The organism is Croceicoccus esteveae (assembly GCF_031846435.1).
GTDB lineage: Bacteria > Pseudomonadota > Alphaproteobacteria > Sphingomonadales > Sphingomonadaceae > Croceicoccus > Croceicoccus esteveae.
On record NZ_JAVRHS010000001.1, the window covers coordinates 126,669 to 142,572 of the forward strand.

The 15,904-nt window shown below is 60.3% G+C and carries 12 protein-coding genes; 1 reads left to right on the forward strand and 11 read right to left on the reverse strand.

The window, feature by feature from the left end:
- Positions 1–54 precede the first annotated feature (54 nt).
- The 9 genes from RM533_RS00550 to RM533_RS00590 form a co-directional block, all read right to left on the reverse strand.
- Positions 55–1,047, reverse strand: coding sequence for a formylglycine-generating enzyme family protein (locus RM533_RS00550; protein ID WP_311339237.1), 993 nt, complete (start codon positions 1,045–1,047; stop codon positions 55–57).
- A 291-nt stretch (positions 1,048–1,338) separates the two neighbouring features.
- Positions 1,339–1,530 (reverse strand): hypothetical protein, encoded by a 192-nt coding sequence (locus RM533_RS00555; RefSeq protein WP_311339238.1) that lies wholly within the window; start codon positions 1,528–1,530, stop codon positions 1,339–1,341.
- A gap of 244 nt (positions 1,531–1,774) precedes the next feature.
- Complete coding sequence (locus RM533_RS00560) at positions 1,775–2,134, reverse strand: sulfatase-like hydrolase/transferase (protein WP_311339239.1); 360 nt, start codon at positions 2,132–2,134, stop codon at positions 1,775–1,777.
- 182 nt (positions 2,135–2,316) lie between these two features.
- A complete protein-coding gene (locus tag RM533_RS00565) occupies positions 2,317–4,791 on the reverse strand; it encodes a TonB-dependent receptor (RefSeq protein ID WP_311339240.1) in 2,475 nt (824 codons plus the stop codon).
- Positions 4,792–4,942: 151 nt separating this feature from the next.
- Positions 4,943–7,294 carry an arylsulfatase gene (locus RM533_RS00570; protein WP_311339241.1) on the reverse strand — a complete coding sequence of 784 codons (2,352 nt, stop codon included), beginning with the start codon at positions 7,292–7,294 and terminating at the stop codon, positions 4,943–4,945.
- 623 nt (positions 7,295–7,917) lie between these two features.
- A complete protein-coding gene (locus RM533_RS00575; RefSeq protein WP_311339242.1) occupies positions 7,918–9,561 on the reverse strand; it encodes a class I adenylate-forming enzyme family protein in 1,644 nt (547 codons plus the stop codon).
- Positions 9,562–9,730: 169 nt separating this feature from the next.
- Positions 9,731–10,603: an SDR family NAD(P)-dependent oxidoreductase gene (locus RM533_RS00580; RefSeq protein WP_311339243.1), complete on the reverse strand. Its 873-nt coding sequence runs from the start codon at positions 10,601–10,603 to the stop codon at positions 9,731–9,733.
- 146 nt (positions 10,604–10,749) lie between these two features.
- Positions 10,750–11,736: a glycosyltransferase family 2 protein gene (locus RM533_RS00585; RefSeq protein ID WP_311339244.1), complete on the reverse strand. Its 987-nt coding sequence runs from the start codon at positions 11,734–11,736 to the stop codon at positions 10,750–10,752.
- Complete coding sequence (locus RM533_RS00590; protein WP_311339245.1) at positions 11,733–12,842, reverse strand: glycosyltransferase; 1,110 nt, start codon at positions 12,840–12,842, stop codon at positions 11,733–11,735. The genes RM533_RS00585 and RM533_RS00590 overlap by 4 nt, the downstream gene beginning before the upstream one ends.
- Positions 12,843–13,011: 169 nt before the next feature.
- Between RM533_RS00590 and RM533_RS00595 the strand changes: the two genes are divergently transcribed.
- Complete coding sequence (locus tag RM533_RS00595) at positions 13,012–14,016, forward strand: glycosyltransferase family 2 protein (protein ID WP_311339246.1); 1,005 nt, start codon at positions 13,012–13,014, stop codon at positions 14,014–14,016.
- Here the strand turns inward: RM533_RS00595 and RM533_RS00600 are convergent.
- Positions 14,013–14,426 (reverse strand): flagellar protein FliS, encoded by a 414-nt coding sequence (locus tag RM533_RS00600; protein ID WP_311339681.1) that lies wholly within the window; start codon positions 14,424–14,426, stop codon positions 14,013–14,015. The genes RM533_RS00595 and RM533_RS00600 overlap by 4 nt on opposite strands.
- A gap of 1 nt (position 14,427) precedes the next feature.
- Positions 14,428–15,855: a flagellar filament capping protein FliD gene (gene fliD, locus RM533_RS00605; protein WP_311339247.1), complete on the reverse strand. Its 1,428-nt coding sequence runs from the start codon at positions 15,853–15,855 to the stop codon at positions 14,428–14,430.
- Positions 15,856–15,904: the final 49 nt, after the last annotated feature.

Genomic DNA, 15,904 nt, shown 5'->3' on the forward strand with positions numbered 1-15,904 from the left:
AGCAGATCTCTAGGCAAGGCATTGAACCAGGCGTCCCATGCCTCGGTACTGTCGTCAATCAGCTCCTGGTGACGGCGGCAAGGCGTCATAGACCAGCCGGAAACCCACATTGCTCGCGCCCAGATTGGTATCTCGTCCCTGGCGGGCAGCCGGCCTGTAGCGCTGACAGTAATTGGGAGCGCACAGATAGCTGCCGCGCTTCATCGTGCGTGAGACAAGGCCGGGGTTCATGGGGTCATACGCTGCATCCCGCGCTGGCCCCCGCGGGTTGTTCGGGTCGGCTGGGTCATGGCCAGGGCTGTAGAAATCTGCTGTCACCTCCCAGACATTTCCGACCATGTCGTAGAGCCCGTCGGCGCCCTCAGTAAAGGGATAGCCGAGTGGGGCGTCTGCCGGGTGGTCGCCGGCTGCCGATCCAAGATCGACACCGACATCAAAGGTCTCGTTAATGAAAAAGAACGCAGGCGGGGTTGCTGGCAGGCGGTCGGTGCCAACGGCGTCTCCGTTGACCAGCAGCGACAATGTACCGTCCTTGGCATAACTACCGCGATGATATTCAAAATCTACCTGCAAGAGATTACGGTCGGGTGCGAGCGGCTCTTTGCCGACCAGCGCTATCGTTTTCAGATCGAACAGCCTGTATGTGAACACCGGAGTGCGATTGTCGTCCAGATACAGCGACCAGCCTGCCGAACTGCCGCCATTTGTTGCAACCACTCCTTTTGACCCAGGCTGTGTATCCACCATCGCCAGCAGCGACCAGGAGCCGTTCGTCATTCTTGGCAGTGCCGATTCAGGAACGGCGGTGGTGCCGGGGTAGTAGGTTTGACGGGTGCGTTCCTGGTGCAGCTTGGGAAGCCCGGATCCGCCGGTAACCTGGCCCGACAGGGGCAAGATCTGGTTGTTAGCCGCAACGGACATGAACAGCGCTTTCATTTCCGCCAGCTTCTGTGGAAATTCAGCAGCCAGGTTCTCGGCTTGTGAGAAATCCTCCGCAAGATTGTAAAGCTCCCATCTGTCTTCCGCAATCGGCTGCGTGTCGAGCACCACTGCCGGTCCCCAAGGTGCACGCTAGTGGAACGCGGACGGCATCCAGCCTTTGTGGTAGATGGCGCGGTGCCCGAATACCTCGAAATACTGCCTGTCGTGACGTTCGGGGCACCGGGATCACCAAAGCTGTAGACAAGGCTGGTGCCGTCCATCGGACGTGTGCTCCACACCATCGACTGTGCTGGTTGGAGCAATGCCTGCCGCTTCGAGCAGAGTGGGGGGCGATATCGATGACGTGACTTAACTGCGTCCTCAGCCCACCTTGTGCCTCGATGTCGCGCGGCCAGGTCACGACCAGGGGATTGCGCGTTCCGCCAAGATGCGAAGCCACAGTTTTGCCCATTCGAATGGTGAGTTGGTCCCCCATGCCCACGCCGCATTGACATGCGCGTAAGCGTCGGGCTCGTTGATCGTGTCGATCCGCGCAACCTTGGGCGCGTCGTCGACAGCCGTTGCTGATCGGATGCCAGCGTTTCCCACGCCGGCATTTGCAGCGGAGCATGGATCGCGCCGGTAGCGAAATACAGGAAGCACGGCTTGTCCGGCGTGAGCGACTGCTGCTCACGCATCCAACGAATTGCCTGCGTGGCAAGATCCTCGGTAAGATGACAGGAACTACCTGGCGGCCGGATTACAGGAGAAGTTCCTTCGAACGGCGGTGCTTCGAACTGGTCGGTTTCCCACCGATGAAGCCGTAGAACTTTTCGAACGCTTCATAAGTCGGTCAGCGATTAAACGGCCCGCTTTGCGAGGTTTGCCAATATGCGATCTGATGCCGTTTGCCGAACGCTGCGGTGCTGTATCCGTTGTTCTTCAGGATCTTGGCAACAGAAGCGGTCTGCGGGTTGTGTATCCCTGTGTTGCCTGGGCGCGCATCGCTGGAATTGGCCACCGCGCCAATACCGGTGGCGTGGGGATTGTGCCCGGTCAGCAAAGATGCGCGCGTCGGTGAACAGATCGCAGTTGTTTGAAGCCCACTGTATTTCAGCCTCTTCCTGGCCACCGCATCGAGCGCGGGCGTATTGGCCGCGCCCCGAAAAGTGGACCCAGCGCCAAAGCCGACGTCATCAAGCAGCACCAACACTACATTTGGTGTCCCTTCGGGTGCTGGTTGGGCCAGCACCCGAAGGTGACGCGCTCTGTTGTGCTGAGGCTGATCGGGCCGGCAGCAGGAAACAGGCGATCAGAATGGCAATGAAACCCATCTGCAAATCGGGTGTTCTTCATCATTCTGTTTCCCCGCTGACGTGCCGGCCCGTTCATCAATCAGAAACTGACACCGGCCGTTATCCCATAGGTGCGCGGCCGACCGTGAAGAAACGATCCATAGCCAAGCGCGCCAAAATCAATAGCGCGGGATTCATATTCCTTGTCGAACAGGTTCTGCCCCCAGACCTGCACGAAGCCGCGCGCACCACGTGCCAGCGGGATATCGCCCAGGCGGATCTGTGCATTGACCAGGGTATAAGCGTCGCTTTCCAGGTCGCGGGTAAACGGAGAGGTGAGCGGCACGGTGAAGAAAACATGGTCCCCTTCATATGTGGCACCGACCCGGCCCAGCAGGAACATGTCATCGCCAAAGTTGTGCCGGTACTGCACGGCCGCATTGATCGTCGTGTCGGGCGTGTTCGTTTTGGCGAGCACCTGATCCGATATGTCGATAACTTCGCCACTGGGCAGCCGCAGCGGGAACTCCTTGTATTCACGATGGACGTAACCGGCCGATCCTGAAAATACCAGATTGTCGATCGGCTCCAGGAAAAAGTCCGCCTCGACTCCGATATATTCAGTCGAGCCGGCATTCACGACTGTTTGCCCGAACCCGCCACCAGTAGGGTTGGAAACGGGCTGGTTGACCTGCTGATCCGAATATTCGGCGTAGAAACCGGCAAGGTTCACACGTGCGCGACGGTCCCAGAACTCGGTTTTCAGACCCGCTTCATAGGACCACAGTATTTCAGGTTCGAATGCGGGTTGCTGCGTACGGACGTTGAAGCCACCAGAACGGTAGCCGCGCGCTGCCTTGGCATAGGCGTTGATGCCGTCTGAAACCCGATAGTCGACCGTGACATGGCCGGTCGGCTCGCTGAACGACGCCTTGTCGATGTTGACGAACGGCGTCTGCTGATTGATGGTTTTCCTGTCGCGGGTGTAGCGCAACCCGATCGTGAGCCCGAGGTTCTCTTCCGCTCCGAAGCGATACTGCCCCTGTCCATAAACTGCATAGGATTCCGCCGTCGTGCGGTAATCAAGCTGCGAGGGGATGGTCAGGATCCGGTAACGCGTTTCTTCCGGCAGGGCGTCCGCCAGAGCCGCGCCAATGTTGGGAATGTTCCGCAACGTCTGGTCAACGTCGATCACGAAGCCTGCCTGTTGGGGATTTGATTCCCGGCTGTCTTCGTAGAAGTAGAATGCGCCGACCACCCAGTTGAACCGGCCACTGGTATCAGAAACAAGTTCCAGTTCCTGGCTGATCTGGTTCTGCTTGCGGTTATTGTTGGTCTCGAACAGCGAGGTGGTGACAAGCGGCACGTCTGCTGCGGACACGAAAGGCGCGTTGGCAGCACCCACCAGCGGAGCGATCAGTTCGGCAGGCAGGCCATTGAACAGGCTTGCCTGGCTGAAGCCTGGTCCGGTGATCGGTCCGAACCCATCGAAATCATTCTTGGGAATATCGCTGCGCCAGCTGCGCCAGCCGGTGGTGCTGCGCACGACCACGCCGCCAAAATCGTTCTCGAGCTTGAGCACATGACCGTAAAGCTGGGAATCGCTGGGCAATGCATCGTCCAGACACAATGCGTCTTTCCTCTTGAACTCAATATCGAGATCACAGCCTGCAACCGTGGACGAGTTTGCAAGAAAGCCCCTGATCCTTTCGCTGGCAACCACGGTCTGGGCCGCAGGCGCCAAGCCTTCGAAGTCAGCATAGTCGAACGAGTAGTAAACCGATCCGGTCGTGCCCAGATCCGCTTCCAAAGCGGCGCGGATGCTGTCGACATTGTTGAAGCCCGGATCCTTGTTGTCACCCGGGGTCAGCAGATTGTCGACATAGCCGTCGTTCTGACGGTGCAGGTAGGTAACCGAAACGCGCAGATTATCGTCGATCAGATTGCCGCTGTTGACGCGCAGGAGCGCCTCACGCGAATCCTGATTGCCGTAGCCTGCTTCTGCATCGACCCCGAAATCGTTGGTCGGGCGACGCAACCGAAAGCTGATGGCACCACCGGTCGAATTGCGGCCGAACAGCGTGCCTTGCGGACCGCGCAGGACTTCGACCGCCTCGATGTCGTGTGCCGGGACGGCAGTTGCGGCGCTACGAGCAAGATAAACACCATCCAGATAGACCGCAACGCCCTGATCGAGTGTTAATTGTTCATCCGAACCCGACGCGATGCCGCGGATGGCGACGATCGTCGAGGTAGGAATAGTCGTTCCTTCGGAGACGGTGACGTTGGGAGCCAGCGCACTCAGATCCTTCACGTCGGAAAAGCCTGTAAGCTCAAGCTGCTCCTGGCCGATTACTGAAATGGCGACCGGTACGTCCTGCAGATTCTCGCTCCGCTTGTTGGCGGTCACGAGGATGACGTTGCCGCCTGCAGCCGGTTCTGCGATTGCGTCCTGCTCTGCCTCAGCGAAATCCGGTTCCGTCATTTGCGCCTGCGCATAGGCAGGTGCCGCAAACGGCAGCGTACAGCTTGCGCAAAGAAGAAGGCGGGTAATCGATCGCGTGTTCTTCAGCATATTCATTTCCTTGATGCCTGCCTATACAGGTTTGTCATTGCTTTGCATTGATCGTCGCCGCCTTGCCAATTGTGGGCACAGGCGGATTGCTTGTCATTGATGCCGATCTGTTCACCCGCGCCGACGGGCGCAAGCGGCCAGATCACGTGCTTCAGCGGCGCGGTGTGGGCACCACATCCACGCGCGAAATCCCGGCGGTGAAACGGCCACCTCCAGGTCCGGTAATCACCGGCGTATCAGCGTCGAACCCGATGTCGAATGTATCTGTCTGTTCCGGAAGCTTCGACAGGGTCCGTCTGATCCTGCCTTGGCCGATCTGTTTGCCATCGGCGATAATGGACAGTTCGCCTCCGCCATTGGCGCCGCCGTCATAGGTGAACCTGTATTCCAGCACAGCCTCGCCTGATGGCAGAGGCTGGTCTGCCTGCACCGTGAACTGGTCGCCCGGCAATTGACTGGCGGCCATGGTCGCGGCCGGAACGCCATCGACCATGTGGAAGCTCCATCCGCCAAACCTGCTGCCCAATGCAGCTATCGTGCCTTGCGCCGGCTGCTGCGGCAGGTCCAGCGTGGCAGTCAGGCTGAACGAACGGTTGAGCATCGGCGCTGCTCTTACCGCGGGAATGGATATGCCAGCGCCCCAATATGTGTAGCGATCCCGAACGGGGCGCTGTGCCGCTGCTGCTGCGAACCGGGTCATGTCCAGCCTCGCGTCGAGCGGGTACACCAGATTTGCCTGCGCCTCCCGGTCAAACAGGGCCTGCATTTCGCGTAGCCGCTCGGGCTGCTGCTGCGCCAGGTTTCTGCTCTGGGCGAAATCCTGACGCAGATCGTAAAGTTCCCAGGCGAACTTCGTCGCGTCGGGCTGCGTTACTTTTGCGCTGCTCCATGGGGAAAGGCCAGGGACAGTGTTCGCCCACCATCCGTTGTGGTAGATTGCGCGATTGCCCAGCATCTCAAAATACTGGGTGGTATGCCGTTCGGGAGCATCCGGATCGGCAAAGCTGTAGGCAAGGCTGATACCGTCAATCGGTTGCTGCGTGACGCCATCTACCGCGCTGGGTGCTGCGATACCTGCCGCCTCAAGGATCGTGGGCATGATATCGGTCACATGGGTGAATTGCTGACGCAAGCCGCGCTGCGGAATGCGGGCAGGCCAGGAGACCACCATCCCGTTGCGCATGCCGCCAAGATGGGAGGCGTGGCGTTTTACCAGCGGGAACGGCGCGCTGGTTGCCCACGCCCAGCCATTGGCGTAATTGCCGGCAGTCAGCGGACCGCCAAACGCGTCGAGCTGTTCCAGCAATTCGCGCTCGCCTTCCTCCATGCCATTGGCAAAGCGCGCCATGGGGTTGGTGCCGCCCAGCGGACCCGCTTCGGCAGCGGCGCCATTGTCGCCTTCTATGAACATGACGAGCGTATTGTCGAACTCTCCCATGCGTTCGAGTTCATCAAGGACGCGGCCGATCTGCGCATCCTGGTAGGAAAGCATGGCGGCATAGACTTCCATCATCCGCGCAGTGATTTTCCGGCTTGCGGGGTCCAGATCGTCCCAGGCGGCGATTTCCTCTGGCCGCGTGGTCGGCGTCGTGTCGGCCGGGATGAGGCCGACGGCGATCTGGCGCTTCACCGTGGCACCGCGAACCGCGTCCCACCCCTCATCGAACTGCCCGCTGAACCGCGCTATCCACTCTGCGGGAGCCTGTAATGGGGCATGGGCCGAACCGGTCGAATAATAGAGGAAGAACGGCTTGTCCGGGTCTGCGGCCTGCTGCGCGTGGATCCAGCGGATCGCTTCATCGGCAAGCGCCTTGTCGAGGACCCCATCCTCGATCGTCGGGACAGACTGCGTGCCGCGATACAGCGCCGGCGTAAACTGGTTCGTTTCCGCGCCCATGAACCCGAAAAAGTGATCAAAACCGAGCCCGGTTGGCCACAGGTCAAAAGGACCAGCAGGCGAGACTTCGTCTTCCGGCGCATTGTGATGCTTGCCAAGCATGGCAGTGTTATAGCCTGAATAGCGCAGGATCTGCGCCACGGTCGCAGCGCTTCTGGGTATCCGGGAGATATAGCCGGGGTAGCCAGTGGTCAGATTGGCGACGGTGCCATTGCCGACGGCATGATGATTGCGGCCCGTCAGCAAGGCTGCACGGGTTGGTGAGCACATGGCGGTCGTGTGAAAGCGGTTGTACAGCAATCCACGCGTCGCAAGCCGGTCAAGATTGGGAGTGGGAACAGGCCCGCCAAAAGTGCTTGCCGCCCCGAATCCCACATCATCGGTAAGCACAAGCAGGATGTTGGGCGCTCCGGAAGGAGCACGAACCGGGCTGGAGAATGCTGGCGTCGCATCCTGTTGGGCAACGGCGATCTTGCCATCAAACGGTTGATCGGGTCGCGGCAGAGCAGGGCCTGTCGGTTCGATTGCGCCAAGCAGGAACACTGCCGCCGGTATCACCAGCGCTGCTTTCAACACAGCACCATGCGTAACATCGATAGCCTTCACGCCAGGTCCCTGATTTGATCTATCTTGTAGTGGTGCGTTGCTAACATATTTCTTCGTTATTTCGCAATGCTGCCGCGATTGCACCGATGGAAAACGGTTTTTAGCCGCTGGCAGTGTGGCTTCTGCGCCACTGCGTTGGGATGCGTTGCAGAATGACAATCGCCCATGGTGTCGAGTGCGCTGACACGAGCGCCCGTTTGCGCGAGCGCTCATCTTCCGCTGATTTACCCGCCGACAGATGCTAAGAGCGACCGGTCATACGTTATTGCGTGGATGAAGCCTGAAGAGGACTGGCATTGCGTCGCGCAGACCGGCGGCAAGGTAGATTGGTAACGCACTGACCGGACAGCTTGCAAACTGCCGCGAAAACCTTGTCGGCATGGATGAAAACGTCGTTGGTCCACCACTCCCTTGGCTCCGGCCTCACGATATCAGGCGCCGGCTTCGCTTAACCGATACCGACCGGCCATTTGCCCGTCATTGCCAAAGCCATCCCGCGCACAGTTTTTGCGCCAACATGTGTGTTCAGCCCAAACCAACGCTCAATCTGACCGGAAAATCATCTGCGTCGCTCAAGATCCGGGTCGATTATGCGGCCGCTTTGCATGGCCTGAGAATGATGTTCAGCTGCCAGCCTGCTCGCTGCAAAGCTGCGGCCAAAGCTTGCGCAAAGCGATCTTGTCAATTTTTCCAACGGGATTGCGGGGGAGGGGTTCGTCAATGAAGCGGATCGCAGTCGGGATCTTGTATTTGGCAAGCTCCTGGCCGACGGCGCTGCTGATCTGCTCTGCCGACACCGGTTCGTCGGTGCGCACGATCGCCACCAGCGCTTCTCCCATGCGTTCATCAGGCACGCCGAACGTCGCGCATTCGGCCACCCCTGCCATGTGGCCGATTACCCGCTCCACCTCGGCGCAGAAAATGTTTTCGCCGCCCGAAATGACCATGTCCTTCTTGCGGTCGACAATGAAGACGTATCCTTCATCATCGATGATGCCGATGTCGCCGGTGCGCAACCAGCCATCCCCACCAATGCACTTTGCGGTTTCCTCCGGGTTTTCCCAGTAGCCCTGCATGACCACCGGACCGTGTACCACAAGCTCCCCCGGCTCTCCTGGAGGCAGGACATTGCCTTCAGCGTCTTCGACCCGCATATCCACGATCGCCAGCACGCGCCCTGCCGAGGAACGCTTGCGAATGAAGTCAGCACCGACCGCCATGGAAACGCTGCCGGAGGTTTCCGTCATGCCGTAGCCGGTCCCCAGAATCGCCTGTGGGCACGCTTCGCGAAGTTCATCGAGGATATTGACCGGCAACGCCTGCCCGCCCGAAGCGATGTTGCGAAGACTGCTTAGATCGGCGCCGGTTTCAGCTGCTGCATGCAATACGTCCCAGAACATCGTTGGAACACCGGAAAACAGGGTTACCTGCTCGCGCTCGATGAGCTGTGCTGCCTCCTGGCCATCCCAGCGCGGCATCAGCACCACTTTGGATCCTGCCACAAGCGGGCTCAGGAACGCTGCGCCAAGTCCGGAAATGTGGAACAGGGGTGATACCAGCAAGGATCCTTGCTGCGGCACCATTGCCAGCAATTCGTCGATGGTCATGTTGTACTGCTGCGCCATGCCGTGCAGCACCATCAGCCCTGACAATTGCACGCTCATCAGGCCCTGCACCACATTTGCGTGCGACAGGACCGCGCCTTTGACCTTGCCTGTCGTGCCCGATGTAAACAGGATGGTGCACGGATCGTTAGCACCGGCACTTGGCTGCTCGGCCGGCGCCGCGCCTGTTTCGGGGAAATCCTGCGCCTTGAGGATCGCGCCCTTGTAACCGCTCTCCTTGAGCAGCTGTGCCCGACGCTCATCGGCGAGCACCAGCGTGGGGGTCACGCTTTCAATCGCCTCGCGCAGTTCGGCAGGAGCACCGCGACTGTTCACCAGTGCAGCGATGCCGCCCGCCCGGATCACCGCGACAAACGCGATCAGCCACTCGGCCCGGTTGCTCATGCAAATCGCCACGCGATTCCCGTTCTGCATTCCCATCCGGGCAACCAGGGCATCGCGCAGCGTGAACAGCTCGGCAAAGCTTATGCGGCGATCACCCTCGACGATGAAAGTCTTGTCGCCATGCCGCCGCGCGGTTTCGATGAACGCGTTGAGGTTGGGTGCAGCATTGACGAACCTGCGCATGCCATCCTGCACCCCGATGGCAAAGGGGGTGCCAGGAGCTGTCAAAGTGTTGAAAATCGGGTCGGACTTGCTCATGCCAGATAATCCCCTGTTCGTTCGAATTCATGCATCAGCCAGGGCTGTCCATCAAGAAGGGTTCAGATGCCTGCGCCTTGCCTTTGATGACGCCCTGCACAGCACCTGGAAGGCCGCGAGCCTCTCGTCCGCAGGTCCGGCCCGGAGGCTTTTCAGTAGACTGCCACGTTCAGTAGACTGCCGCCGGGTTTGGCTGATTTGGGCTGCCCAGCATGTCCCGGTAGGATGGTCGTTCCTTGCCTCTGTCGGTGATACCAAGCTGGCTCGCGATTTCCGCTGCGATCAAGGTTTGACCGGACAACTCCGCACCTTCGGCCCGGGTGGCCAGAGCGTAGATTACATGGCCGGTGAACTCGGGGTTTTCTGCCGTGTCGATGAAGCTTTGATACTGCTCCGGGTTGATCTTCTGCGCGATCTGCGAGCGTTCGGTCACAAGCGGACCCATCCAGATCGAGACGGTTCGTACGCCCGTGTCGCGCAGATCATGCTCCATATCATGCGCAAATTTGTCCAGACCTGCCTTTTGCGCACCATAGGCAGCACCGTGCATGTAGCAGCTTGCCCCGAACGAAGAGCCAAAGGCGATCATGCCGGAACCCTGTGGCACCATCATCCTGGCTGCATGCCAGCTGGCGACATAGGCCGAGCGCAGACCCACATCGAGGATATCGGCGGCGCCCAGATCCTTTTCCCAGAACGGCTTCTTCTCGATCAGCTGGTGATGGATCGCAGCGGCATTGTTGACCAGAATATCGAGCCGGCCCTGCTCATCTGCAATCTGCTCGAACAACCGGGCAACCTGCTCGTCATCGGCATGATCGCACACGACAGGCACACCCTTGCCGCCGGCATCGGTTACCGCCTGTGCTGTCTGGGCAACTGTGCCCGGCAGAACAGATCCGTCCCAACCCTTGGCGCTGCCGGGTTTCGTGGTGCGGCCGGTTACATAAACCGTCATGCCTTTTTCACCCAGCCCACGAGCAATGCCTGCTCCGGCGCCGCGACTTGCACCTGTTACCAGCGCGATCCTTGCATCAGCCAATCTCTGCTCCTCTAAACCGTTTCTGCTTTCCCGTCACGAAATGTCGCTGAAGCGGGACGTTGTTCGCGGCGGCCACAGTTCATCATGATAGGCGGGGGCAAAAGCTCTTGTCCATGCCTATCGCATGTTCGGCTGCACCATATAGTTCAGGCAGGATCAAGTCCGTAACGCGGCGGAACCGGTGTTCTGCGCCCTGCCATCTCCCGGATGAAGCCGCTGCCCCATGCAAGGTGCATGATTGCGGCAGCTGCCCCCGCGCCCAGTGCCCAGCCGCCTCCTGCCCGTGCGCCGACAACAAAGCCACCTGCAAGACATGCCCCGATCCACAGCGCGGCAGGCACTGCAAAGATCCAGTGAACAAGCGCGAGCGGTACTGCCGCGACCGCCAGCGGCACCGCCACCGGCAGCAACTGGCGCAACCGTGGCATTTCACCATGCCGGCGCAGATTGCGGGCGCGGCCGATACCGTAGTTCAGATATTGCCGCCATAACGCCTGCGGCGTCCGACGCGGGAAATAGCAGATCGCCGCAGCAGGCTCCAGCCAGATGCGTCCGCCGGCCCTGGCCTGCCGATGGTCGAGTTCTGCATCCTCGTTGCAAGGCATCGCTTCGCAATATCCGCCCAGCTTGCGGAACATGGCAAGATCGATCAGCGCATGATGGCCATGATCGACAAAGCGGCCGCGATCCACATGCCGATGCGGCGATCCGCCGGTGCCAAGGATGCTGTTTTGTGCCGCCGCGACTGCGCATTGAAATCCGGCCCGTGCGTGCGTCAGCATCGGCACGACCACTGCAGTTGCATCATGCCGTGCCGCGGACGCGACCAGAATGCCGGCATAATCGTCAGGGTAGATGCAATGCGCATCGATCCTCAAGAACCAGGCAAAGCCGGTACCGTAGCGTGCCACCGCGCGGTTGATCCCTGCACTCTGGATACGGTCTGCATTGTCGAGCAGAGCAAGTCGCGGATTGTCAGCCATGCGCGCGCTCACAATGGCGCGGCTGCCATCGTCACTGCCCCCGTCGGCCACCACCAGCAGGCCGATGGCCGGATCGGCCAGCATCTGGTCGATCAGCGGACCCAGATGATCCGCTTCGTTGAGGCAGGGGATAACAGCAAGGATGTTCATTTGACCAGACTTTCAATGTCCTGCGCAAGCTGCCTGCAGTCTGCTTCATCGGCGATCAGCGCCTCGCGCGGCACTGCGGCAGCCTTTTGCAGCAAGTCTGCAAGTTCCGCATCAGGCATCTGCAGCAGCCGGTCGATCAATTGTTCCGGTGTGTCCACCAGCAGGCCAGCGTCATGATGTTGCAACCATCTGCCTACCTCTATGCGCGCCAGGGCGATGGGCACGGTGCCAAATGCCAGCGCTTCGTACATTCGGTTCGGCAGCAGCCAGCTGCTGTTCAAGCCCTCTTCAAACCAGTCGATTGTCCACGCAAAATGACACTGAGCGTAAAGGGCAGGAAGCTCGTCATAAGTGTAAGGGCCGGCATAATGCATGTGCGGTGTCGCCGCGATCCTCTGGGCCAGGTCCGGCAATTCGGCAGGCGAAGGTTTGCCGCTGACCAGAACCTCGATCCGGCCATCGGCACGGGTGACGAGATCCTGAAGGAACGAAAGTGTCTGTTTGCAGCGTAACATGCCGAACCAGCCGATCCGTAGCGGGTGCGGCGGCAATCGGGAATGGTCGGGACGGGGCGGAACTGCGCTGCCTGTGACCAGCAGCTTGTTTTCAACCAGCAGGCTTCGCGCTTGCAGCGGCCGGTTTTCGAAATGTTCCCGCAAAAAAGCAGGCGATGAGGTAATCAGCAGATTGACCCGCGGCAGCAGCATTGCCTCTGTCCAGCGCACGAGTTTTGCCATTCGCCCCGTTCCTGTGAGCGAGCGGTGGATGTCGAGGCACTCATAAACCAGTGGCCGCTTGCCAACGATTGCACGTGCGATCGCCAATTGTTCAAGGTTGCGCGCAATCAACACATCGGCATCGGCAAAAAAAGCGGACAATCGCCGCGAAAACAGCGCGTTATGCACGGTGGCCGCCGCACGTTGCACGAAAGCCGCATCGGCGGACGAGCCAAGCAGCAGCGGGTGATAGGCTGCAATGGCGGCGCGAAGCTGCGCATCGCGGCAAAATCCGGCCAGCCGCACCTGCGCGCCGCCTGCAGTCAGCATTCGGCAGCGGCGCTCCACCGCAGGATCGTTGAGATTGTGCACGAGATAGGCAATTTTCATCCACTATTGCCCTTTGCCGATTGCCGCCCGTTCTATAAGCCCCTTGCCGGGAGAATGGCGCAGGCGCAATGCCTTGCGCCATGCAGCGGCACAGTCTTGCCAAAAGATCGGAATGCCTGCTCCTGCACAGGCTTGCGCCAGATAGATCGGGAGTGCTTTGACGACAGCCATGCATCACGACGGCTTTATCACTACCATCATCGCCGCGTATAACGCAGCGGATACGATCGGCAGGGCGGTAAAAAGCGCGCTTTCTCAAGCAGAGGTCGCGCAGGTGATCGTCGTGGACGATGCGTCACAGGACCAGACCTGTGCGATTGCAGTTCAGGCTGCGGCTGGTGATGAACGATTTTTGTTGCTGCGTCAGCTGGTAAACGGCGGCCCGGCGGCCGCCCGCAATGTCGCCATCGCGGCCAGCACGGCACCTCTTATCGCCATTCTGGATGCAGACGACTGCTTCTTGCCGAACCGTTTTGCCGGAATTGGCTGCGATGATCCTTGGGACATCTGGGCAGACAATATTCTGTTCGTGACTGAGTTGGGCGACACCCGCGGATCGGCTGGGGAACACCATGTCCACGACAGCGAGAAGCGCCATTGCTTCCTCGACTTTGAGCGGTTTGTTGCCGGCAATATTTCAAGGCGCAACCATGCGCGTGGCGAGCTCGGCTTTCTCAAACCGGTGCTGCGGCGTGAGATGATCGAGCGCTTGTCATTGCGCTACAAAGACAATTGCCGTCTGGGCGAGGATTTCCTGTTTCTTGCCGAGGCCCTTGGACGCGGTGCCATCTTCCACTTGGCGGAAGGCTGTGGCTATGCTGCGCTGCGCCGAACGAATTCGCTCAGCAGTCAGCATGCCGCGCATGATCTGCGTAATCTGCTCGACCGTGAACGGGCGTTGATGCGCCGGCTGACGCTCGCCCCGGCGCAACGCCGGATCATGCGGCGGCACATTGCGCTGACCGCGGGGAAGCTTGCTCACCGCGAAGTGCTGGATATCAAGCGCGAACAAGGTCTGGCTGCGGGGCTGTTATCACTCCTGCGAAGACCCACGGCGGTTCGCGACATCCTGCTTGACAGGTTTGTTCCGGCAAGCGGTGACATGGAATGGACAGGGCTGCTGATCGATGGACCCGCATTTGCCCGATTGTGCGGGAGCGGGTCTGCAGCTTAGGCGAGGGCCGTGGCAGAACTGGAGGTATTGTCCGCCGGTCGTGGGCTGGCCACAATGCTGCGGATCTCCGACAGATCAGTGGCAGCCTGCTGCAGATTGCCAGCATCGAACTGCCGCATGGATGAACGTACCAGCATGCCGGCTCCATGGTAAATGGTAAGCAGGGCATGGGCGAGCGCATGGTTGCGATCGACGCCAAGGCGCAGGGCGTCGATTGAATTGATGGCGGTGAGCAGCGAGCGGTCACGCAGATCGGGACTGGCGCGATCATGCGCGAATATCGCGCGGCGGATTGCGCCGATCGCCTCGTCAAAGCAGATGGCGGTGAGGTCGGCTGCGGCGGCGCCCATGATGAAGGCGTCCAGCTCCACGCGGCGGTAGGCCTGGGCCGGGCTCAGCCGCATCAGCATGTCAGTCACGGCCTGCGTTCCAGCTGTCGATCTGGCTCTGGAGGAATGACAGCGTAGACTGCGACTGGGAAACGCGCCGATCGGCCCAGCTGAAATTCTTTACCATCTGTTCACGCAGCCGACCCTGTTCCTCGGCAATGTTCGACAGCTGTTCGTCGATCCTGGCTCGCTGGCTGGTGTAGCGTGTAATGGAACCGCCGATCGAGCCGGGGTTGGTCGTTGCACCGGCCGAGCGGGAAAGGCTGTCTACGGTGGCGAAAACCCCGTAGAGCCCTGTCGTAAACATCGCGGCGGTAGCCTGCGGGTGGTCGTTCAACGTCTTGTCGAGCCGGGCCTGGTCGAGCCGGAAGGTTCCATCGCGGTTTATCGATAGGCCCAGATCACCAAGCGTGCGCGGGTCGCCGGGCGCTGCACCAGGCATCACGATCTGACTGGCAAGTCCTGTCAATTGCCGCTTGAGCGCGCGGGCTCCTGCATCATTGCCCAACTCTCCGCCCAACGGATTTGCAGTCTGCTGCAATTGACCGGCGACATCGTTGAGCACTGCGATCAGGTCCTGCATGACCTTGCCGATCTGCGCGTCTTTCTGACCAAAACCAATTCTGGTCGGCGCACCGATGTTGGTCGCTGCCAGCGTAAGCGTCAGCCCGCCCGGCAGATCGCGTATGACATTGCCAGAGCTGGTCATCTCCAGCCCGTCGAACAGGAACTGCGCGTCTGTCGCAGACTGCATCAGTTCGCCGCCATCGGTTGCCGGGTCCCAGGCCAGATAATTGATGTTGCCGGGTGCAGGCGCGACAGGGGAGCCGGAAGCCTCGACGCGAAAACCGTTCATTTCGCCATCTGTGCCTTTGATGACGAGCTGGGTTCCCTCGGCGGTATTTGCGACATAGGCAGTGACGCCGCTGCGCGTCGCGTTGATTGAGCGCGCGACATCCTCCAGAGTGTCATCGGGTCCAACATCGATGCCGATGGGTGATTGGCTGCTGTCGGAATTGAAGCTGCCGCCGGCCGTGCTGCCAAAGCGGATGGTCAGCGTGCCTTCGCCGACCAGTTCCAGTGCTGATGAATACGGGGCCGTGGCCAGGGTCTGCGCGGTGGCAAGCTTTCGCACTTCAAGCGAATAGGTGCCGCTTGCAGTGCCACCGGCAGCGACGCTCGCCGATGCCACTGCACCATTGCCCACCGTCGCCTGCGGAGCAAGGTCGCCGCTGCGGATACGGTCACCAAGCGCACTGGAAAGCTGGAAAAGCTGGCTTTTAAGGGTGGCTGCGGCCGACACCTTCAGCTCCAGCGCCTCTGCCTTGCGTTCCAGTTGCGCAATGCGGGCAGCAAACCTGTTGGCGGCAAGATCGCCGGCAAGCTTGGTCATGTCGACCCCGCTGCCGCCGCCCAGCAGCCCGACTATGGATGAGGTAGCATCGTTCATGATAACAAGCACGGCCAGCAGCCGCTGCGGTTAAGGGCCGGGGGAAGCA